This window comes from Acetobacter sp. (genome assembly GCF_052102375.1).
In the GTDB taxonomy this organism is placed as follows: domain Bacteria; phylum Pseudomonadota; class Alphaproteobacteria; order Acetobacterales; family Acetobacteraceae; genus Acetobacter.
Map to the genome: position 1 here is coordinate 78,192 of NZ_JBQDXI010000005.1, position 20,660 is coordinate 98,851.

Here is a 20,660-nt window from a genome sequence, read left to right on the forward strand (position 1 = left end):
GAGCCTGACAGGCTTCGTCTCTTAGGCGTCTGTGTTACGACGACGGATCGCCGCACCCAGAATATCACCGAGAGACGCACCGCTGTCGGATGAGCCGTATTCGTTGATAGCCTGTTTGTCTTCTTCCACTTCGCGGCCTTTGATGGTCAGGGCCAGCTTGCGGGCTGCACGGTCAACGGAGACAACTTTCGCGTCAACGCGTTCACCAATTGCAAAGCGTTCCGGACGCTGTTCTGCTTTGTCACGAGCCAGTTCAGCGCGACGGATGAAGCCGGTCAGAACATCGTCAACCTTCACTTCAATACCGTTGGTCTGAACAGCGGTCACTGTGCAGGTTACGATAGCGCCTTTCTGAACACTGGTCAGAACGTCAGCTGCCGGATCTTCCTGAAGCTGCTTGATGCCCAGAGAGATACGTTCTTTTTCCACGTCCACGTCCAGAACCTTGGCTTTTACAACCTGGCCCTTTTCGTAGTTCTTCATGGCTTCTTCGCCAGCTTCGTCCCAAGACAGGTCGGACATGTGAACCATGCCGTCGATGTCTGCAGACAGACCCACAAACAGACCGAATTCGGTAATGTTGCGGATTTCGCCTTCTACGGTGGAGCCAACTTTGTGCTCTTCCGCAAACTGTTCCCAAGGGTTGCGCTGAACCTGCTTCAGACCCAGAGAGATACGGCGTTTTGCGCTGTCTACGTCCAGAACCATCACGTCAACTTCCTGAGAAGTTGCAACGATTTTGCCCGGATGGACGTTTTTCTTCGTCCAAGACATTTCAGAAACGTGTACCAGACCTTCAACACCCGGTTCCAGCTCAACGAATGCACCGTAATCGGTGATGTTCGTCACGCGGCCGGTGTAACGTGCACCTGGCGGGTATTTCAGAGCAACATTTTCCCATGGATCAGCTTCAAGCTGCTTCATGCCAAGGGAGATACGCTGCGTATCAGAGTTGAAGCGGATAACCTGCACGCGAACCGGCTGGCCGATCTGCAGAGCTTCGGATGGGTGGTTGATGCGCTTCCATGCAATGTCGGTCACATGCAGCAGGCCATCAACGCCGCCGAGGTCAACGAACGCACCGTAGTCGGTGATGTTCTTCACAACGCCGTCCAGGATCATGCCTTCGGTCAGGCCCTGAATCAGTTCGCTGCGCTGTTCTGCACGGGTTTCTTCCAGCACTGCACGACGGGAGACAACGATGTTGCCACGTGCACGATCCATTTTCAGGATCTGGAAAGGTTGGGGAACACCCATGAGCGGGCTAACGTCACGCACAGGGCGGATATCAACCTGGCTGCCGGGCAGGAACGCCATGGCGCCACCCAGATCAACCGTGAAGCCACCTTTAACGCGACCGTAAATGGTGCCGTTCACGCGCTGGTTCGCTTCGAAAGCTTTTTCCAGGTTGGTCCAGGCTTCTTCACGGCGTGCTTTTTCGCGGGACAGAACAATGCTGCCGTCACGGTCTTCGTAACGCTCAACATACAGTTCAATCACGTCGCCCGGCTTGATGTCCGGCGTTACACCCGGAGGTGCAAATTCACGCAGGGAAACGCGGCCTTCGCTCTTCAGGCCAACGTCAACGATAGCGAATTCGTCGGTCAGGCGAACGATGCGTCCACGCACAACAGACCCGTCAAAGCCGGTATCGCGGCCGAGGGTCTCGTCGAGAAGGGTAGCAAAATCTTCACCACGGAAGTGGTCCGTGGTTGGGGTTGCGGCTGAAGCCATGTGTAACTGTAAATCCTGCACCGGCTTGCTGTGTGGCTAAACCGGTCACTCCTGCGCGCCACCAATGCAGCACGGCTTGCCCGGGACCGTGACATGAAGGAAGGGCCCTTCATGGTCCGCTAGGCCATATGTCGAAAGAAAACGAAGACCTACCGTCAAACGGCAAGCATCTGTTGGCAGAGACACCGTCCTGCGGCGCATTGTCAACACAAACCCCACGAAAATAACGTGAGGAAGCCTGAAAACAGGCGGTTGTGCCGCGCAGGTAACATCCACCCCCTGCGGCAGGACCTTGCTAGCTGCCGAGTCGCTCCCGTGTGTAAGCCAGCGCCAGTGCCAGAACAGCCTCCGCACTCAGGTGGTCTGTCTCAATCACCTTTGCATCAGCAGCAACCTGCAATGGTGCTGCTGCACGGCTGGAATCCGCCGCATCCCGCGCTTTCAACGTGGCTTCCATCTCTGCCAGTTTTTCACCAGCATCCGGTGCAGTCGGGTTACCATCCATCTGCATATATCTACGCAAGGCCCGTGTGGCGGGGGATGCTGTGATAAAAAGCTTTACATCCGCATTGGGGAAAATGGCGGTACCAATATCCCGCCCGTCCAGCACCGCGCCGCGCTCTGCTGCAAACCGCCGCTGCGTCTCAACCAGAGCCTGACGCACGGCAGGTTGAGCTGCCACCTTGCTGGCAGCCTGTGCAACATCGGGGGTCCGCAGGTCTTTGCGGGCCATATCCTGCTGGGTCAGGTGCTGGGCAAAATGCTCAGCCGGACCAGACGGATCTTGCCCGGCATCCAGCGCCAACCGCGCAACAGCACGGTAGAGCAGCCCTGTGTCCAGATACGGCAGACCTAGTTCCTGCGCCAGCTTTTTGGCCAGAGTGCCCTTTCCCGCAGCAGCAGGGCCATCAACAGCAATAACCGGGCCGTGGGGTGTCATGCCGTAAATCCCGCCCCAAGGCTGTTGAGCAGCGGGAAGTAGCCGGGAAAGCTGGTGTCAATAAACGCGGTATCGTCAATTTCCACCGGATTCTCCGCCACAAGCCCCAGAACAGAGGCACTCATGGCAAGACGGTGGTCCATGTGGGTCTCCACAACACCGCCACCGGGAATGGCACCCTGTGTGCCGTAAATAATTAGGTCGTTACCGTCCACTTTGGTGCGCACGCCATTTTTTTCCAGCAGCGCCACAGTGGAAGCCAAACGGTCACTTTCCTTAACGCGCAATTCCTCCACGCCACGGAAGCGCGAAATACCACGGGCATAGGCAGCCGCCACGGCTAGAACAGGATATTCATCAATCATGGAAGCAGCACGGTCTGCTGGTACATCCACCGCCAGAAGGGAGGACGCCTTTACATGCAGGTCCCCTACAGGTTCTCCGCCTTCCGTGCGCTCATTGGTAATATCCAGCCGAGCCCCCATCTCCCGCAGGGTGGTGAACAGGCCGGTCCGCAGGGGGTTCAGGCCCACATTGGTAATCACCACATCCGAGCCAGCAACCAGCAACGCCGCAACAAGCACAAAAGCGGCTGAGGACGGATCACCGGGCACTGTAATATCCCGTGCAATCAGGCGTGGCTTACCTTGCAAGCGAATGATACGGCCGCCCTCTGGCGTCTCTTCCACACTCACCTTTGCGCCAAAATGGCGCAGCATGTTTTCAGTATGGTCACGGGTTGGCACGGGTTCTTCAACCCGGGTTTCTCCCTCAGCGTTCAAACCGGCCAGCAAAACGGCAGACTTAACCTGAGCCGACGCCATAGGCAGCCGATAATCAAGCGGCGGCGGGTTGGCATTTCCCTGAATGGCCAATGGCAGACGCCCCCCTTCCCGCGCTAGAAACACGGCACCCGTTGCTGCCAACGGGTCGGTCACGCGCTTCATGGGGCGGCGGCGCAGGCTGGCATCCCCGGTCATGACAGAGGTCATGCCGTGGCTGGCCAGCAAGCCGGACAAAAGGCGTGCTGCTGTGCCAGAGTTACCCATATCCAGCACATCGGCCGGTTCCTTCAGGGCGCCAAGGCCGCAGCCATGCACATGCCAGCGGCCATCATCTTCCCGCGTAATCCGTGCGCCAAGTGCACGCATGGCGTCTGCTGTACGCAGAACATCCTCACCTTCCAGCAGGCCCACAATGCGCGTCTCGCCTTCTGCAAGGGCAGAAAACATGAGCGAGCGATGGCTGATGGATTTATCACCCGGCACGGCCACAGTGCCGGTCAGGGGTGTGGAAATTCGGCTCACTTGCAAAGAGCGAACAGCGGGATGGGATGGGGTGGATGCTGGCTGTGTCATGCTCATGTTCATTCCGGCTTGTCCTGCCGTAAGTCAATCCGCCAGAGGGGGGAAACTGCCCTTAAAATAGGGAAAATCGTGCTTTTCCGTGTTGTGGGGTTTGACAGCGCCCGTATGCAGTGGCATTTGCCCTCGGCTTAAAGAGTTGTGTGTGATTCCGGCATCGGGGCTGATCCGATCAGGGAATCGCCCATTTTACGGGGTTATATGCCCCCCAATGTCTGCTCAGGATCGACAGGTAGCAAGATGTCCCAGCCCGATCTCGGCACCAAACGCGTCTGCGTGTCCTGTGGTGCCCGTTTTTACGACCTTAACCGCTCTCCCGCTGTCTGCCCGAAATGCAGCACGGAGCAGCCTGAACTTGTCTCCCGTCTGCGCCGCAGCACGGACAGCCTTTCTGCCAACCCGGCTGATACAGCCCCGGTAAAGAAGAAGGATGATGACGAGGATCTGGATCTGGATACGGACACCGAGTCCGATGACGATGATGTGATGGAAGACACATCCGATCTGGATGATGACGATGATGACATCAGCTCTGATATTGATGTCAGCACGGATACGGATGAGCACGATAGCTGATTTGTACCAGCATCCTCCCGGACAATCAGTCCGGGACAGAGCGTAAAAAAAAGCCTGCTTGATGCAGGCTTTTTTTATGCGTGTTTCACCAGTTTTCTAGCGTGTGGCACGAGCCGTCCGCCGTTCTATTTCAACGCCTACGGATTCAATTTCCGCAAAGACATCCAGCTTTTCAATCTTGACCCGTACCACCCGCACGCGCTCATCAGCCAGAACCCCCGCAGCAATGCGTTCGGCCAGTGTTTCAACCAGCCTGACATGCCCTTCCCGCACAATCCGGTGCACCAACTGCACAACGGGTTCGTAGGAAACCGTGCGGCTCAGATCATCCACCCCAATTATCTGGGTATCATCATCATCTACGCCAAACGTAACAGACACCCGGATACGCTGGGTAACACCCTGCTCATGCGGGAAAATGCCAATATGCGCATCCAGCACCATGTTGTTCAGAAACAGGGACCGTAGGGGTGGCTCATCGCCCCATGGAGCAAAAACAGTCATGTCGGGTTTTATTCTTCCAGCGGGCTGCCAACAGCAGCGGGAGACCATTGCAGATGTTGCCCGCCATCAAGAGCCAGCATCTGACCTGTTACGGCGGGGAGAGCCAAAAATGCCAAGGCCGCACGCGCAACCTCTGCCGCAGATGTCCCATGCCCCAGAGGCACAGACGCGCATTGCCGGGCAAACTGCTCATCCGATTGCCGCACACTTGCTATCGCTGGCCCCGGACCAATAGCATTCACCCGGATGCCATGCGGAGCCAGAGCAAGCGCCATGGTGCGCGTCAAAGTCCAGAGAGCGCTTTTGGACACGGTATAGCTTACAAAATGGGGTGTCAGTGACCACACACGCTGGTCCAGCATATTGAGGATAAGACCCTCAGCCTCTTTTGGCAGAGCCTTGCCAAAATCCTGCATCAGCACAAACGGCGCACGCAGGTTGGGTTTCATGTGTTCTATCCAGCTTGACCGGGTGGCATCATGCCACTCGTCCCGCTCAAAGGTAGAGGCGTTGTTGACCAACACCCCTAACGGGCCACCAAGCCCCTCCGCCGCCTTGCCAATCAGGGGTTCAACTTCTTCTTCCCGCATCATATCGGCCTGCAGAAGGCATGCCTTACGGCCAAGGGCGAGAACGGCTTGACGGGTTTTTTCAGCTTCCTCAGCATCACCCCGATAATGAATAGCCACATCAAACCCGGCTTCAGCCAGAGCCAGAACAATGGCCTTCCCCAAGCGGGCTTTACCACCGCTAACCAGTGCACGACGCGGAATTTTAGCGGAAATGGGAAACAGGTTCTCAGCCATGCCTACTTTCTCTGTTATGCGGCTTTGGTCAGGCCTTACGCAGGCCGCCTTGCCCCGAGTGCTGCCGCCAATGTACCATCATCCAGCACATCCAGCGCGCCGCCAACTGGCACACCCTGCGCCACGCGACTAACGGCAACGCCCTCATAGTCTGCCAGACGGTCCATAAGCCAGTGCATGGTTGTTGCACCTTCCACCGTGGCACCAAGGGCTAGAATAACCTCCCGCACGCTGCCACATGCCAGCCGGTCCAGCAGGGAGGCAATATTGAGGTCTTCCGGACCAATGCCTGCCAAGGGAGATAAAGTACCACCTAGCACCTGATACACCCCCCTATGTACCCCTGCACGCTCCAGCGCCCAGAGGTCACCCACTGTTTCCACAACACACACAATGCTGCGGTCCCGCACCGGGTCCGTGCAAATATGGCAGGGGTCTGATGTATCAAGGTTCCCGCAGGTTGAGCAGGTTTTCACCGCCTGTCCGGCAAGTTCCAGCGCACGCGCCAGCGGTGCCAGCCGAGCCTGCGGCTCACGCAGCAGAAACAGGGCAATACGACGAGCAGAGCGCGGGCCAAACCCCGGCAGGCGACCCAGAAGCTTGATAAGCTGCTCTATTTCATGGCCGCCCATAAGACCGCGTTCCTGTCGTATGCTGATAAACGCTGCTTAGAACGGCAGTTTCATGCCGGCTGGCAGGTTAAGACCGCCTGTTACTTTCTGCATTTCTTCAGCGGCTGTAGCGTCCAGCTTGGTGCGGGCATCTGCGCAGGCAGCCAAAATGAGGTCCTGCAACATTTCCATTTCCGTGGGGTCTGCCAGTTTAGGGTCAATGGTAATAGAGCGCATGTCACCCTTGCCGCTCAGCACGATCTTAACCATACCGGCACCAGCAGAACCTTCAATATTCATGGCTTCAAGCGTGGTCTGCATGGCTTCCATCTTGGCCTGCATCTGCGTTGCCTGCTTCATTAGTCCGGCAAGGTTCTTCATGGTCTGCTCTCCTTAATCTGACCACCAGAAAGGTAGTCTGGCATCAATTATAACTGGTGCGGTGGTCATCAAACGTCAAACCGGGGGCGCAACCAGCCCGACTTACTCCATGGAGGAGCCGGGGTCGAAGGGTCGTTCATCGTCGTCCAGAAGTTCTGCGTCAAGCGGGGCGAACAGAAGATCAGGCACCTCTTCGGGCGGCAGGCCGTAATCATCCAACGCATGGTCCCGCACTTCGCCAAGCTCGGCATCCGGAAAAACCGCCAGAATAGCTTTGACGAGCGGATGTGCCTCTGCTGTACGCCGCTGGAACTGGATAATTTCTGCACCCTGCTCGTCCAGTGTTGGCTCACCGGCTTCACGCGACAGGCTTATACGCCACGGCGTCTGGGTTGCCTCCTGCAGGGCCTGCTGAAGCTGCTTGCCAATATCTGGGGGAATGCCAGCCTGTGGGCGAATGGTAATGTGCCCCGGCGTAAAAGAAACCATATGGACCGCATTACGCAGCAATCCGTGCAGACGCGCCTTACGGCAGTCTTTAATCAACGCAACGGCTTCCCGCCATGTGCGGGGCATGGGCGCTATTTCTGGCTCAGCCGCAACAGGGGAAGGCTCCACGGGTTCAGGCACTACAGCGGCAGAGACTGTCGCCTGAGGCTCCGGAACCGGCTCTGAGGCCATGGCAAGAGCGGTGCCACCAACCATACGTAAGGCAGGACCACCGCTTCCCTGTACGAGCATAGTCTGCGCTGAGGCCTGAACCCCGCCTGCATCACCTGTTCCGGCTGAAGTGTGTTGTACGGCAGCGGTTGTGACAGAAACGTTGTTTGCTGAGCCTGAGCCTGAGCCTGAGCCTGAGCCTGAGCCTGAGCCTGAGCCTGAGCCTGAGGGAACGCTTCCCTGCTGGGCGGACAAGTGGCGAATCACGTCTTCTGGAGAAGGAAGATCAGCCACAAAACTCAGACGGATCAGCACCATATCCGCAGCAGCACGGCGGTCCGGCGCAGCTTCTACTTCCCGCACGCCTTTTACCAACATTTGCCATGCCCGCATCAACACGGGAACAGGCAGACTCTCTGCAAGTTCTGTCCCACGCACGCGCTCGGCTTCAGGCAGATCGGCTGAATCACGCAAGCCCGGCACAGCCCGTAACCGGGAAATTGTATGCACCAGATCAAGCATATCGGTCAGCATCAAACCGGGGTCTGCCCCACGGGCATGGGCGGCGTCTGCCAAAGCCAGAGCTTTGTCCGGCTTACCGGTCATGACTGCTTCCAGCAGGTCAAACACCACCTGCCGGTCTGCCAGCCCCAGCATGTCGCTCACCAGTGCAGCGCCAATTTCCTGCGCGGAGCCATCAGCCGCGGTACCCTGTGCAATGGCCTGATCCAGCAAGGAGAGCCCGTCCCGCACGGAGCCATCCGCAGCACGGGCAATAAGAGCCAGTGCATCTGCTGAAAGACGGACATGCTCCTTGTCCGCAATGCGGCCAAACAGGGCGGTCAGGTCTGCCTGTGGTACACGGCGCAAGTCAAAGCGCTGGCACCGGGACAGAACTGTGACCGGAACTTTACGGAGTTCGGTCGTTGCAAAAATAAAGGTAACCTGTGCGGGTGGCTCTTCCAGCGTTTTCAACAGCGCGTTGAACGCGTTACGCGAGAGCATATGCACTTCGTCGATAATGAAGACCTTCATCCGTCCCTGCATGGGGCGGAAACGGGTGGCTTCAATAATTTCACGCACGTCATCCACGCCGGTGCGGGATGCAGCATCCATTTCCAGCACGTCGGGGTGGCGGTCGTTCAGGATGGCCACGCAGTTGGCACAGACACCACAGGGGTCTGGTGTTGGGCCACCTTTACCATCGGGCCCAATGCAATTGAGCGCACGGGCAATAATACGGGCTGTGGTTGTTTTACCCACCCCACGTACGCCGGTCAGCATGAAGGCATGTGCCACACGGCCCAACGCAAACGCATTGCGCAACGTACGCACCATGGCTTCCTGACCAATCAGGTCATCAAAGGTGGTGGGCCGGTACTTACGCGCCAGAACACGGTAAGGAGATACAGTGCTGGACGGAGCAGGAGGCGTTGGAACGGGAGGAGCGGCTATGGGCTCTTCGCCAAACAGACCGGGACCTTCCATTGCAGGAGTGGGAAGCCCCTCATCCTGAGGAAGTTCGGCATCGGTCTTATCGGTCATGACAGTTCCGAGGACTAAGGGTCACGCCGCAGGACTACCAGAGAGCCGGGCGGAATAGGTGGAAAGCCAGACAATGACCCGGACGAAACTCACTGTGGCTGCTTCCTTCCGGATCTGACCAGGTCAACAAGGTATCCGTCCACCGCTGACTTTCCGCTGGGAGCAATAGCACCAAACCAGCCCTCATGCCAACCCTGCACATAGCCCCCTAACCCAAATAACAGGTGTTTACCTCTTGGCCCAACGCCCAAGACCACGCTAGGACACAAACATTAGCCAGATGGGCTTATTGTTTCCTGCTGACCCAGAAAGTGTGCGCGCGTGTCCAGAATTACAGCTTTGTCCGCCCTGCCCGCCCTGCTCGTTGCCCTCCTGTGTGTGCCGCTGAGCGCCCATGCAGAAGGCGGAGACGAAGTACGCAGCAAAGTACCCAACATGCAGTTGCAGAAAGAACTGGCCGTTCTCCAGTTTCAACCTGAAGCCGCGAGTGAAGCCTGTATCGAGTCGCTAAAAGAACTGCATAAAACGCAGGCGCTTTTGGAAGAAGAGCAGAAACACACCAATGATCAGGATCTTGCCATTGCGCAGGATGTTCTGGAATCTGACTTTGAGAACTCCATAGAAATGTGTGCCCCCGATGTGCACAAACTGTGTGAAACCCAAAACCCGGATGCCAGGCTGGTTAAAGCCTGCGAAAATGTTGGCAGCCTGCCTGACACAACGGCATCGGCTCAATAACGTACCCTGCGCGGGCCATGAACAGCGTTTGCCTGTTATTTTTTACGGAACACCCGCTCACAGCCAGACGTTACCTTGAGAGAGCATTCCTGCCTCTTGAGGGTACTTTACAGAAGGCGCAGGCATTAAATGTGCGCCTTCCAACAAAGGGACTAACGTCATGGACTTTCGCCAACTTGGCTCAACCGATTTGCGCATTGCCCCAGTTGTTTTTGGCGGCAACGTATTTGGTTGGACAATTGATGAAAAAACCAGCTTTGCCATTCTAGATGCCTTCGTCGATCACGGCTTTAACGCCATTGATACTGCCGATGTGTACTCTCGCTGGAGCCCCGGCAACGAAGGTGGCGAATCTGAAACCATTATTGGCAACTGGCTGAAGGCCAACCCGTCCAAACGGGATCAGGTTCTCATTTTCTCAAAAGTCGGGTCAGATCTGGGTGGCGCGGGGCAAAAAGGCCTTTCCGAACGCTGGATTACAGAGGCAATAGACGGCAGCCTTCGACGGCTACAATGTGAGCGGATTGACCTCTATTTTTCACACTGGGCAGACCCAGCCACACCGTATGAAGAAACCTTGCGAGCGTATGAGAAACTGCTGAAAGCCGGAAAAATCCGCGCCATAGGAGCCTCCAATCTGGATGCTCAGCAACTTGGAGAAGCTTTGGCAGTCTCTCAGGCACACAACCTGCCTCGATACGATGTACTCCAGCCTGAGTATAATCTTTACGACCGGTCAGGCTTTGATGGTGCTTTGAAAGACCTCTGCCTGCAAAACAATTTGGGTGTTGTGACCTATTACAGCCTTGCCTCTGGCTTTCTGAGCGGGAAATACCGTTCGGAAAAAGACCTGGCCCAAAGTGCGCGCGGCAACGGCATTGCAAAATATCTGACCGAACGCGGCCAGCGTATTCTTCAGGCACTGGACACTGTTGCCGCACGCCACACTGCAAAACCGGCTGAAATTGCTCTCGCATGGCTTATTAGCAGCAAGGGCGTTACCGCTCCGATTGCAAGCGCCACACGGCGGGACCATGTTGCAAGCTTTGCAAAAGCCGCCACACTTATCCTAACGGCTGAGGACAAAGCTGAACTGGAACACGCCAGTACACCTTAATAAAAAAGCAGGGCGACGGCCCTGCTGTTCCTGTCACTGCATAAGTGCGTTACAGAGAGGGTACGCTAAATGTATCGCATTGCTTGACATCACCTGACGCAAGCCCCCGCCGGAACCACTCCACACGCTGGGCAGAAGAACCATGCGTAAAGCTGTCTGGCACAACATAGCCCTGCGCCTGCTTTTGCAGCCTATCATCACCAACGGCCGCAGCGGCATTCATGCCCTGTTCTACATCGCCGCTTTGTAAAATACCTTTGCTGTCATCCGCGCGCTTTGCCCATATCCCTGCGAAGCAATCCGCCTGCAATTCCAACCGGACAGACTTACCATTGTCCCCTTTCTCCGGCATGGGGGCGTTCATGTTTGCATACCGCGACATGATACCAAGCTCGTTCTGGACATGGTGGCCTATTTCATGCGCCACAACATACGCTTTTGCGAAGTCCCCACCCGCTCCCAGCCGACCTTCCAGTTCCCTAAAAAACGCAAGGTCCAGATAAACTTTATGATCTGCGGGGCAATAAAACGGACCAACTGATGTCTGCGCATACCCGCACGCTGACTTCACGCCTCCCGTAAACAGCACAAGCCGCGGATCATGATAGGTGCGGCCCATCTGCTGAAAATAAGTGCCCCATGTGTCTTCAGTTGAGGCTAGAACCCGGGAGATAAACCGCTTCTGGGCATCATTACGGGCTACCAGACCATCCTGATGTGTACTTTGCGAAACGGATGGAGCAGAAGCTGACCCACCATCCAGCAGGCTCATGACCAGCCTTGGGTCTACCCCAAAATACAAAGCCCCCAGCACAAGAACAAGACTACCAATCCCACCAATCCGCAACGGAATACGGCCACCGCCGCCACCGCTGCTTCTCTGGTCGTCAATATTGGTGCTTTCGCGCTCATCATCCAGACGCATGCCGTGGGTATGTCCTATGAAAAAAGAGGGGAAAAACCCCAGTGATTTTGTGCTGCCTGTTTTAAAAGGTAATGGCTATTTAATACCATAGTGCACACTGTGTTTGTTAGGATATTCCGAGGTTTCGTAACAAAAAGGCGTGGGGTTTTCACCCCACGCCGCACATACTACCTCTACGTTTTTTCTGGAACTATTCGGGCAAGCGCAAAATTGCGTCTATTCCCTCAGCACAGCCCAAAATAGCGGCTTTTTCCTTAGGGGTTAAAGCCTTGTCCGCCATGGCAATGTTTTCTGCCTCCGCAATCTTTACCAAGCCCACCAAACGGTCTGCATTAATGGGCTCACCTGCTTTACGGGCAGGCGGCAGCATGTCCCTGTGCGCTTGCAACAAACTGCGATCAGCCCGCAAGGCACGCAGGGCACCATGTGGCAGGTGAGGGGTTTCATCACTTTCCAGCGCCCTCACTGTTTTACGCAGCACATCAGGCATCTGTGTTTCTTCGGGCACCAGCAGCAACCCGGCTTTCAGAAAGCTTTGCCCGACTGCTCGGCTACTGGTCAGCGCCACAAGTGGAATTGAGAAAACCAGACCAAGCAGAACCGGTGTCATCCAGAAAAACAGGGACGGGGAAACAACCCATGCACCGCAGCCAAGAACCAGACCAAACAAAGTGAATTTGGCATATTGCCGCACGACAACCATGAGGGGAAAACCCCCATCGTCCCGGCGCTGGGTATTCCAGCCGGAGTCATGCCCTGACAAAATAGACACAACGCCGGAGGTCTGGATGAGCATGGCTATTGGGGCAATCAGGCCGCCAATAAAGGTTTCAACCAGAACAGACCCTGCTGCACGCACAATACCGCCGCACCCTTTGCGGGTCGTACGGTCAAACAACAACGCCAAGAAGGCGAGCATTTTTGGTGCCAGCAAAATAAGCATCGTGCCGATAAACACATATTTTGCCTGTACCGGGTCCACATGTGGCCAATGCGGATAAAGGGTTTTGGTATCCCCAAAATACTCGACCCGCTCAAAATGAGCCTGAAGAGAAATAAGAATACCTGTCAGCAGAAAGATCAGCCAGAGCGGGGATGTCACATACGCCCCAATCCCCACAATCATGTGCATACGGCTAACCCAGTGCAGCCCTTTACTGGGCAGCACTTTGACATGCTGGAGATTACCCTGACACCATCGGCGATCACGAATAGCCACATCGGTCAGGGAAGGGGGGCTTTCCTCGTAGGAGCCATCAAGAGCTGGCACCATATGAATGGCCCAGCCACCCCGACGCATGAGCGCGGCTTCTACGAAGTCATGGCTCAGAATATGGCCCCCAAAAGGTGGCCGCCCCGGCACATGCGGCAAACCGGCCTGACCCGCAAAAGCACGGGTCCGGATAATGGCGTTATGACCCCAGTAGTTACCTTCCGAGCCATGCCACCATGCAATACCATGCGCAATGATGGGGCCATACACACGGCCAGCAAACTGCTGCATCCGGGCAAAGAGGGTTGTGCCCCCTACAATAACCGGCAGAGTCTGGATGAGCCCAACAGTCGGGTGGCGCTCCATGGCAGCAGCCATACGCACCAAGGTGTCCCCAGACATGACGGAGTCCGCATCCAGCGTCACCATCTGTTCATAGGCACCGCCAAAACGGCGCACCCACTCACCCACGTTCCCGGCTTTGCGCTCTATGTTGTTGTGCCGCCGACGATAGAAAATAGTGTTATGGCCGCCCGTCTGCTCGCGCAGGGCTAGAAAAGCGGCTTCTTCCTGCACCCAGACATCAGCATTCGTGGTGTCGGAGAGGATGAACACATCAAACGCGTGTCCTTGGCCTGTTTCCTGAAGGCTTGTGTAAATGGCCTTGAGGCCCGCCATCACCCTGTTTGGCGGCTCATTATAGGTTGGCAGCAGCAATGCGGTGCGGCTGTTAAGCTGGGGCAAGGGGCCGGAGCGGGTAATACCCAAACCAAGGCCGCCACGCGTAATGAGAGAGAAAAACCCGGCAAGGGAGGACGTAAACGCCAGCGCAATCCACATGAATAGAGCAACGAACAGCACCATCATGATAACGCCAAGTGTTGTCAGCCCATTGGCATCCAACACCTTATGGGTGCGCCATGCACCAAAAACGGTGAGCGCAAACGCTGAGCCCAGTACCGCTAGACGCCGCACCACTATGCTACGCGGTTCTGTAACGGGTGTACGGGGCCTACCTTCAAAATCCGGTGCACCGTGCAGGTCCTGCACGGGCATGGAGAGTGGGGCTTCCGGAGGCAGAGCCTCAAAAAACGGAGTGGTAGAGGGGGAGGCCTGCTGTGTTACGGTGTCCACCGGTACAACCATTCTTCTGAAATCGGAGCGGTATCAGTTGCCAGTACGGCACGGAGCTCTGCCAGTTTTTCATCACCCGGCACAAATTCAAAGGTGGTCCGCCATCCTTTGATATTGGGGTTCGGCTCCACCACAACATTACGGATTGTGCCAGCCGACGCCTGCGGCACAAGATGCAAATGTGCATCCTGAGGCAGGTTCTCAAACGGTGCGCCGCTGAAGTCGATAGCAAAGAAACGCGCGTTCTTGTCATCCACAACGGAGCCCACGCGCGTTCCCGCAATACGCGCCAGAGAGGTGGGGAACGGGTTATCCCACCCCCAGTACATACGGTAGGTAAAACTGTATTCTTTCCCCGCAGCCAAAGGTGTTTTAGGCCGCCAGAACGAGACGATATTGTCGTTCACTTCATTTGGGGTGGGAATTTCAACCAGATCCACACAGCCTTCACCCCAATCCCCGATCGGTTCAATCCAGAGGGAAGGGCGTTTTTCATAATTTAACGCAAGGTCTTCAAAATCATGGAAGCTTCTGCGCCGTTGCATCAAGCCAAAACCGCGTGGCGAGACATCCCGAAAGGCTGAGAACTGAAGGTCCAGCGGGTTGCGTAAGGGACGGAAAAGCTGCTGGCCAGCTCCCGTCCACATTTGCAGAGCCTCACTGTCATGTGCCGCAGGGCGCCAGTCATCCACATGGTTGTGGTCGTTGGTGTCAAAATAGAACATGCCTGTCAGCGGTGCGATGCCCGATTGCTGAATGGCTGTCCGAGGGAAGAAAGTGGACTGCACATCAAAAACAGTCGTATCCCCCGGCCGAATTGTGAAGCTGAACGCGCCCGCAACGGACGGGCTGTCCATCAGCGCATGGATGACAACAGATTTGACATTAGGCTGTGGTTTTTCCAGCCAGAAAGCCCGGAAGAGTGCAAACTCCTCTCCTTTTGGGTCTCCTGTGCCATTTGCAAAACCGCGTGCGGACAGACCGTAATTCTGCCCCTTGGCCACAGCCCGGAAATAAGAGGCCCCCAGAAATACGCAAAATTCTTCCATAACACCGGGCGTATTAATGGCGGTGCGCAAGCGCAGGCCGGCAAACCCCACATCTTCCTGAACTTCCAAAGCCGGATCACCATAACTGAACAAATCCGGGCTATAGGGAACAGCCGCTGACTGGCCGTCCTTAACCTCAAAAATATCAATCCGGGGCCGGTACAGGAATCCACGGGGGAAGAATTCTACGTCAAATGCCAGACTGTCACCGTGCCATAAAGCGCGGTCTTCCCGGTACGTGATATTCCGGAACTGGTCAAAATTAAGGTTATCAATCGCCTTGGGCAGAGATTGGTCCGGTGCCTTATACGGTGCGGAAGCAAGGCGTTTAGCAATTTGCCTTACCGTGCCGTCATCAAATGTTCCTGTTGCGCCTGCAAGCCCTGACGCTGTGTTGCTCTGCGCCTGCGCTTGACTGACAACACCCTCAGCAAGGGTTGCCAACGTTGCGCCTGCGCCAACCCGCATCAGGTCGCGTCGCTGAATAGATGATGACACACCAATCTCCCGCTTTCCGTTATCTGACGGCATTATACTCTAAACTCTTCCTTCAAGGGTTGCTCTTGCCATACGGCTTTTTAAGGGCATTCGGCTTCCGGCACCGCCAGCAGGCGCGCAAGCCTGTTCATGCTGGGGGCGCTGGCGCGGGCTGCCTGCTGCTCAATATCTCGATATAAATACAGAACTGTCTGGCCGGTTTCTGTCAGAAACGCGCCGCCACCGCCGCCAGCGCGCGTTGCCACGACCGGTTCGGCAAACAGAGAATTAAGGCTATCCACCAAAAGCCATGTCCGGCGATAGGACATGCCAAGAGCACGCCCCGCAGCCGAGATAGACCCGGTCTCGACCAGTTTTTCCAGAAGCTTTATCTTGCCGTGCCCAATAGCTGCCTTTCCGTCCGCATCAAGCCGCAACGTCAATTTCAACCGCTGTGACATGAGGCGCTCTCCTGTCGCAACGGGTCATTATGCGTGATAGTTTGAGCACTCATATGTTCTCTTACTTCAGGCCCTGACCGAGGCATTCTATTGTGATGACAGATTTAGCACCTACCATCTGGCGCGCCATGACACCAGATGATCTTGACGCTACTATCCAACTGGCAGGCAAACTGCACACGGATTACCCTGAAGATAACGAAATTTTCATGGAGCGGTTGGCTTTATCGCCTGAGGGCTGTTTTGTGCTGCAAGGGCCAGAAAAGCTTGAAGGCTATATGCTCAGCCACCCATGGCGCGGCACCCTTACACCTGCACTCAATACGCTTCTACACAACCTGCCAGCACAGCCTGACCGCTGGTATTTGCATGATATTGCTTTAACAGAAGACGTAAGGGGGCAGGGCTGTGCTCAAAAAGCCATTTCTCTGGTGGAGCAGGCGGCACGGCACCATCACCTCTCCTTAATCAGCCTGATTTCTACACGTCATGCTCTGGGGTTCTGGCACAAACAAGGCTTCATAGCGGAGAATACGCCAGCGGAAGAACAAGCTGTTCTGGCCAGTTACGACCCATACGCCCAGCTCCTCTCCCGCCCGGTCTGTCTTTAAATTGTCCCCCACCATAATAAGGTGGGGGACAATCACACACTTACGCGTCGTCTACCGCGTCATCCTGCTCCGGGCCAACCATCATGGCATCTGCCACTACACCGGCCTGCTCACGAACTTTGCGCTCAATGGCGTTGGCCATGTCTGGATGGTCACGCAGGTATTGTTTGGCGTTCTCACGCCCCTGACCAATGCGCTGGCTATCGCAGGAGAACCACGCACCAGATTTTTCCACCACACCCGCTTTCACGCCAAGGTCGATCAACTCGCCAACCTTGCTGATGCCTTCCCCGTACATGATGTCAAATTCAACCTGCCGGAAAGGTGGAGCCATTTTGTTTTTGACCACCTTCACGCGGGTCTGGTTGCCCACGACCTCATCTTTATCCTTGATGGACCCGATACGCCGAATATCCAGACGCACAGAGGCATAAAACTTCAGGGCGTTACCCCCTGTTGTCGTTTCCGGATTCCCGAACATGACCCCAATTTTCAGACGGATCTGGTTCAGGAAGATCATCATGGTGTTGGAACGCGCAACAGAACCGGTCAGTTTACGCAGGGCCTGACTCATGAGACGGGCATGGAGGCCAACATGACTGTCGCCCATGTCACCTTCAAGCTCGGCGCGTGGCACAAGAGCCGCCACACTATCCACCACCAGAACATCAATGGCACCGGAGCGCACCAGTGTATCGGCAATTTCCAGAGCCTGCTCGCCTGCATCTGGCTGGCTGATCAGCAGGTTATCAATATCAACGCCCAGCTTTTTGGCGTAACCGGGGTCAAGCGCGTGCTCGGCGTCAATAAAGGCGCAAGTGCCACCACGCTTCTGGGCTTCCGCAATGGCATGAAGCGCCAGTGTGGTTTTACCGGAGCTTTCTGGCCCATAAATTTCGACAACACGACCGCGCGGCAGACCACCGATACCCAGAGCAATGTCTAGCCCCAGAGATCCTGTGGAAATAACATCTGCCTGTTCACGCGGGCGTTGGCCCAGCCGCATAACCGAGCCTTTACCAAAAGCGCGCTCAATTTGCCCCAACGCGCCTTCAAGAGCTTTTGCCTTATCCAATGCTTTACCTTTCCAATTGCCTTTGGAGCTGACCAAAGGCGCATTCCAGTGGCCTTAGCGCGTTGACGCCCTGTTCTACCGTGTGCCCAACGCTCGTGTTACAAGACGTGCCACAAAAGCGGTCTTTCCCGCAATGTATGGAAAAGACCCACTTAATGGTTTGTTAACCTTTTGATCTTTCTTTGTTCTAAAATAGAACAAAATGAGAACATTTCAAGCCAAAAACAGGCGGCTTTTACGCCGCCTGTTATGATCTCCACACAAAGCCTTGTGCAACGCACTATTTCTGCTCGCCAGATGATACGGCAAGCCCATTGCCACGGGGGTCTGTCCAGCCAAAGCATTTTGCGCTGTTGCCCGGCAGCCCGGCGGGGCAGGACACAAAGTTGGCACGGCCAGGACCATTTGTGACCTCTGGGCGACCTCCGGCTATAGCTGCCTGCAAAGCGACGGCCGCGGTATCTGAGGCAACATTCTGCCCCGAAGCCGTTGTAGCAGCCCGGAACTGGCTTGTACCGTTATGCGCAATAGCAGCAGTCAGCAACGGGAGGGGTCGCTTCGCGGGGGAGGCTGCCAGAATAACACCTGTAGACCCGGCAACACGACCAGTCCCGAACAGGTTGTTCATTGTCAGGCCACAGCTCACAACACCACCCTGCCTATCTGTCACCACAAAGGAGGTCGATGCAGGCAGAGGTGGCAGCGCTGAACCACTGGGCAGTGACCCGGAGTTTAGCAATGCCTGCGCATCAGCCACACTCGCACCTTTCCCTGCCTGACGCGCCCGCCAACCAGAGACAACGGATTCCCCTCTGACCGTTGCCTGAGCACGGCTACCGGCAAACGCGGCCGCTGTTCCTAGCCCACCATCTGCCGGAGGGGGCAAAAAGCTGATATCAACGCCATTAGCATGCAGGGTCAGAGGCCGCTCTGTTGTGGCCAGACTATTCCGCAAATCTGCTTTTGTCAGACCACCACCAGCGTCCTGTGCTGCCTGTGCAAACGTCTGCGCCAAAGCGCCGGTATAAAAATCACCTGCACCAGCCAGACGAATACGCTCTAAAGCGCCAGCCAACCGGGGCTGAACCATCAGGTCACTGACCTTAAGAACCTGCCCATTCCCGTTGCTGAAAATACTGCGCGTTTTTTCATCAGCCAGAAGCGGGCCTTCAACGGCGCTCATATCCGCTGCCAGCAGTGGGCTGACCGGCACACCATCGCGCGCCATGTTCCGTGCAGGCAGCACGACATCCGCAAACTCCACGCTGCCGTAGCGTAGCTGCATCAAATACAGGCCACGCACCAGCATAGGCACAGCAGCGGGCCTGTCCGCTTTTGCATCGACCTGCCCTGCGTTAGGTAGGAAGATAAAGGCATGACCTTCCTGCTCACCGGGTTTCCAGGCCAGACACGCTCCACCAGCGCCCAGAGACGCGCGGGAAGGCAGGGTGACAGACAGCGCCATTCCCAGCGCAGCAGCAGCATCAGCCGCGTTGCCACCTTTGGCCAGCACATCCCGCGCTGCCAGAGCGGCCTGCGGTTCATCCGCCACCACGTCCCCCACAAACCCGGAAACGGATTGTGGTTTCTCACGCGTAAATGACGTCAGGGGGTTGAGAGAGCTACATGCTGTCAATGCAGATGCCAACGCCAGGGCCAGCATACGGGCCGGCGCTGAACGTAACGGCGCAAGCCGGGCAGAACGGGTCTTTATGAAACGCTCGGACACGCCGTGGTCTCTCCATCTTTCTGATCGACCCGAAAACGGGCGCTGGGTTCTCTCCCGATTAACCCTGTTCTGCTCCGGCAGCAACACGCACAACGCATTTCATGGAGAGTTTAGCCGATGTAACGCCCCTGTTCCGCCATTCCCATCAGTTCTGAACTGCTTTACGTTTGCCTGCATGAAAAAGCTCATTCCCTCTTCCATAAGGCACTACGCCCTTGCCGGGGCCTCCTGCCTTTTCCTGTTAGGTGCAGGTCTGGCACCTACGCCCGCAACGGCTGATACCGGCTTCACCCCGGCTCAACGCGCCGAGATTGTGAGCATTATGCGCAATGCGCTGAAGACAGACCCCTCCATTCTGTCTGAAGCCATTACCGCCCTGCAAACGCAGGCTACAGCGCGCAAAGCCTCCTCTGCGCTGGATGCAGTCCGCCGCAACCACGCTCAGTTTGGGCAGAGCACAACAGATGTGGTGCTCGGCAACCCCCACGGCAAACTGGAGGTTGTAGAATTTTACGACCCACGTTGCCCCTACTGCCGCAAGGTTCTGGCTGACCTGGACACATTGGTAGCTTCCGAGCCTGACCTGAAACTGGTGGAAAAAGTTATTCCGGTTCTTGGCCCCAACAGCGTGATGGATACGCAGGCCATTCTGGCCGCCAGCCTGCAAAATGCCTATGTGCCGTTCCAGAAAGCCCTGATGGCCGATGCCGCCAGCCCCTCTACAGACCGGATTCGCCGCGTTGCAAAAAAGGTCGGGCTGGACGCAGATCGTCTGGTGACAGACATGAAAAGCCCCAAGGTTATGGACATGATGCGCCAGAATCTTGACCTTGCCCGCTCCATTGATCTGGAAGGCACCCCAACCTTTGTCTTCGGGGACAAGGAAATTATTCCCGGTGCAGCATCTCTGGATGAGCTGAAAGCCGCCCTGACACGCCTGCGTAAAGCCGGTTAGTCACAAAAAAAGCCTCTTTCCCCACTGATGGAGGAAAGAGGCTTTTTCAAGAATG

19 protein-coding genes and 1 other RNA gene are annotated in these 20,660 nt (G+C 56.2%); 5 read left to right on the forward strand and 15 right to left on the reverse strand.

All coding sequences use genetic code 11. The features are described from left to right. Nucleotides 1–21: 21 nt before the first annotated feature. From rpsA to aroA, 3 genes are all read right to left on the reverse strand, one after another. Nucleotides 22–1,734 carry a 30S ribosomal protein S1 gene (gene rpsA / locus ACTIDN_RS03465; protein ID WP_048839020.1) on the reverse strand — a complete coding sequence of 571 codons (1,713 nt, stop codon included), beginning with the start codon at nucleotides 1,732–1,734 and terminating at the stop codon, nucleotides 22–24. A 295-nt stretch (nucleotides 1,735–2,029) separates the two neighbouring features. Beyond that, entirely contained in the window at nucleotides 2,030–2,674 is a 645-nt protein-coding gene (cmk, locus tag ACTIDN_RS03470; RefSeq protein WP_441375985.1) for a (d)CMP kinase, read from the reverse strand. Continuing rightward, nucleotides 2,671–4,038, reverse strand: a complete 1,368-nt coding sequence (gene aroA, locus ACTIDN_RS03475; protein WP_441375986.1) for a 3-phosphoshikimate 1-carboxyvinyltransferase — start codon at nucleotides 4,036–4,038, stop codon at nucleotides 2,671–2,673. Before aroA ends, cmk begins: the two co-directional genes overlap by 4 nt. Before the next feature lie 240 nt (nucleotides 4,039–4,278). On the opposite strand from aroA, the gene ACTIDN_RS03480 reads away from it, so the two are divergent. Further along, nucleotides 4,279–4,614, forward strand: a complete 336-nt coding sequence (locus ACTIDN_RS03480) for an FYDLN acid domain-containing protein (protein WP_048839017.1) — start codon at nucleotides 4,279–4,281, stop codon at nucleotides 4,612–4,614. Nucleotides 4,615–4,710: 96 nt separating this feature from the next. Here the strand turns inward: ACTIDN_RS03480 and folB are convergent, their stop codons facing one another. From folB to ffs, 6 genes are all read right to left on the reverse strand, one after another. Continuing rightward, entirely contained in the window at nucleotides 4,711–5,118 is a 408-nt protein-coding gene (gene folB, locus ACTIDN_RS03485) for a dihydroneopterin aldolase (protein WP_086651438.1), read from the reverse strand. Nucleotides 5,119–5,126: 8 nt separating this feature from the next. Next, entirely contained in the window at nucleotides 5,127–5,924 is a 798-nt protein-coding gene (locus ACTIDN_RS03490) for an SDR family oxidoreductase (RefSeq protein ID WP_441375987.1), read from the reverse strand. Nucleotides 5,925–5,959: 35 nt separating this feature from the next. Next, nucleotides 5,960–6,556: a recombination mediator RecR gene (recR, locus tag ACTIDN_RS03495; RefSeq protein ID WP_415509199.1), complete on the reverse strand. Its 597-nt coding sequence runs from the start codon at nucleotides 6,554–6,556 to the stop codon at nucleotides 5,960–5,962. A 36-nt stretch (nucleotides 6,557–6,592) separates the two neighbouring features. Then, a complete protein-coding gene (locus ACTIDN_RS03500) occupies nucleotides 6,593–6,916 on the reverse strand; it encodes a YbaB/EbfC family nucleoid-associated protein (protein ID WP_415509198.1) in 324 nt (107 codons plus the stop codon). Between the two features lie 102 nt (nucleotides 6,917–7,018). After that, nucleotides 7,019–9,121, reverse strand: coding sequence for a DNA polymerase III subunit gamma/tau (locus ACTIDN_RS03505; protein ID WP_441375988.1), 2,103 nt, complete (start codon nucleotides 9,119–9,121; stop codon nucleotides 7,019–7,021). A gap of 57 nt (nucleotides 9,122–9,178) precedes the next feature. Beyond that, an RNA gene (gene ffs, locus ACTIDN_RS03510) (signal recognition particle sRNA small type) lies at nucleotides 9,179–9,276 on the reverse strand. A 166-nt stretch (nucleotides 9,277–9,442) separates the two neighbouring features. Between ffs and ACTIDN_RS03515 the strand changes: the two genes are divergently transcribed. Both ACTIDN_RS03515 and ACTIDN_RS03520 read left to right on the forward strand, forming a co-directional pair. Continuing rightward, the gene (locus tag ACTIDN_RS03515; protein WP_415508784.1) at nucleotides 9,443–9,859 is read left to right on the forward strand and encodes a hypothetical protein; all 417 of its coding nucleotides are present in this window, start codon (nucleotides 9,443–9,445) and stop codon (nucleotides 9,857–9,859) included. Nucleotides 9,860–10,019: 160 nt separating this feature from the next. Further along, the gene (locus ACTIDN_RS03520) at nucleotides 10,020–10,976 is read left to right on the forward strand and encodes an aldo/keto reductase (protein ID WP_441375989.1); all 957 of its coding nucleotides are present in this window, start codon (nucleotides 10,020–10,022) and stop codon (nucleotides 10,974–10,976) included. 49 nt (nucleotides 10,977–11,025) lie between these two features. On the opposite strand, the gene ypfJ is transcribed toward ACTIDN_RS03520, so the two are convergent. The 4 genes from ypfJ to ACTIDN_RS03540 form a co-directional block, all read right to left on the reverse strand. Then, nucleotides 11,026–11,901, reverse strand: coding sequence for a KPN_02809 family neutral zinc metallopeptidase (gene ypfJ, locus ACTIDN_RS03525; protein WP_441375990.1), 876 nt, complete (start codon nucleotides 11,899–11,901; stop codon nucleotides 11,026–11,028). A gap of 190 nt (nucleotides 11,902–12,091) precedes the next feature. Beyond that, a complete protein-coding gene (gene mdoH, locus ACTIDN_RS03530; RefSeq protein ID WP_441375991.1) occupies nucleotides 12,092–14,260 on the reverse strand; it encodes a glucans biosynthesis glucosyltransferase MdoH in 2,169 nt (722 codons plus the stop codon). Next, entirely contained in the window at nucleotides 14,236–15,795 is a 1,560-nt protein-coding gene (locus ACTIDN_RS03535; protein WP_441376020.1) for a glucan biosynthesis protein, read from the reverse strand. Before ACTIDN_RS03535 ends, mdoH begins: the two co-directional genes overlap by 25 nt. A gap of 80 nt (nucleotides 15,796–15,875) precedes the next feature. After that, nucleotides 15,876–16,235 (reverse strand): winged helix-turn-helix domain-containing protein, encoded by a 360-nt coding sequence (locus tag ACTIDN_RS03540; RefSeq protein ID WP_441375992.1) that lies wholly within the window; start codon nucleotides 16,233–16,235, stop codon nucleotides 15,876–15,878. Between the two features lie 95 nt (nucleotides 16,236–16,330). Between ACTIDN_RS03540 and ACTIDN_RS03545 the strand changes: the two genes are divergently transcribed. Next, complete coding sequence (locus ACTIDN_RS03545; RefSeq protein ID WP_441375993.1) at nucleotides 16,331–16,846, forward strand: GNAT family N-acetyltransferase; 516 nt, start codon at nucleotides 16,331–16,333, stop codon at nucleotides 16,844–16,846. A 40-nt stretch (nucleotides 16,847–16,886) separates the two neighbouring features. Here ACTIDN_RS03545 and recA read toward each other — a convergent pair whose 3' ends face one another. Both recA and ACTIDN_RS03555 read right to left on the reverse strand, forming a co-directional pair. After that, complete coding sequence (recA, locus tag ACTIDN_RS03550) at nucleotides 16,887–17,921, reverse strand: recombinase RecA (RefSeq protein ID WP_441376021.1); 1,035 nt, start codon at nucleotides 17,919–17,921, stop codon at nucleotides 16,887–16,889. 280 nt (nucleotides 17,922–18,201) lie between these two features. Then, a complete protein-coding gene (locus tag ACTIDN_RS03555; protein ID WP_441376022.1) occupies nucleotides 18,202–19,584 on the reverse strand; it encodes a gamma-glutamyltransferase in 1,383 nt (460 codons plus the stop codon). 241 nt (nucleotides 19,585–19,825) lie between these two features. Here ACTIDN_RS03555 and ACTIDN_RS03560 point away from each other — a divergent pair, with 241 nt between their 5' ends. Further along, nucleotides 19,826–20,605: a DsbA family protein gene (locus tag ACTIDN_RS03560; RefSeq protein WP_441376023.1), complete on the forward strand. Its 780-nt coding sequence runs from the start codon at nucleotides 19,826–19,828 to the stop codon at nucleotides 20,603–20,605. Nucleotides 20,606–20,660: the final 55 nt, after the last annotated feature.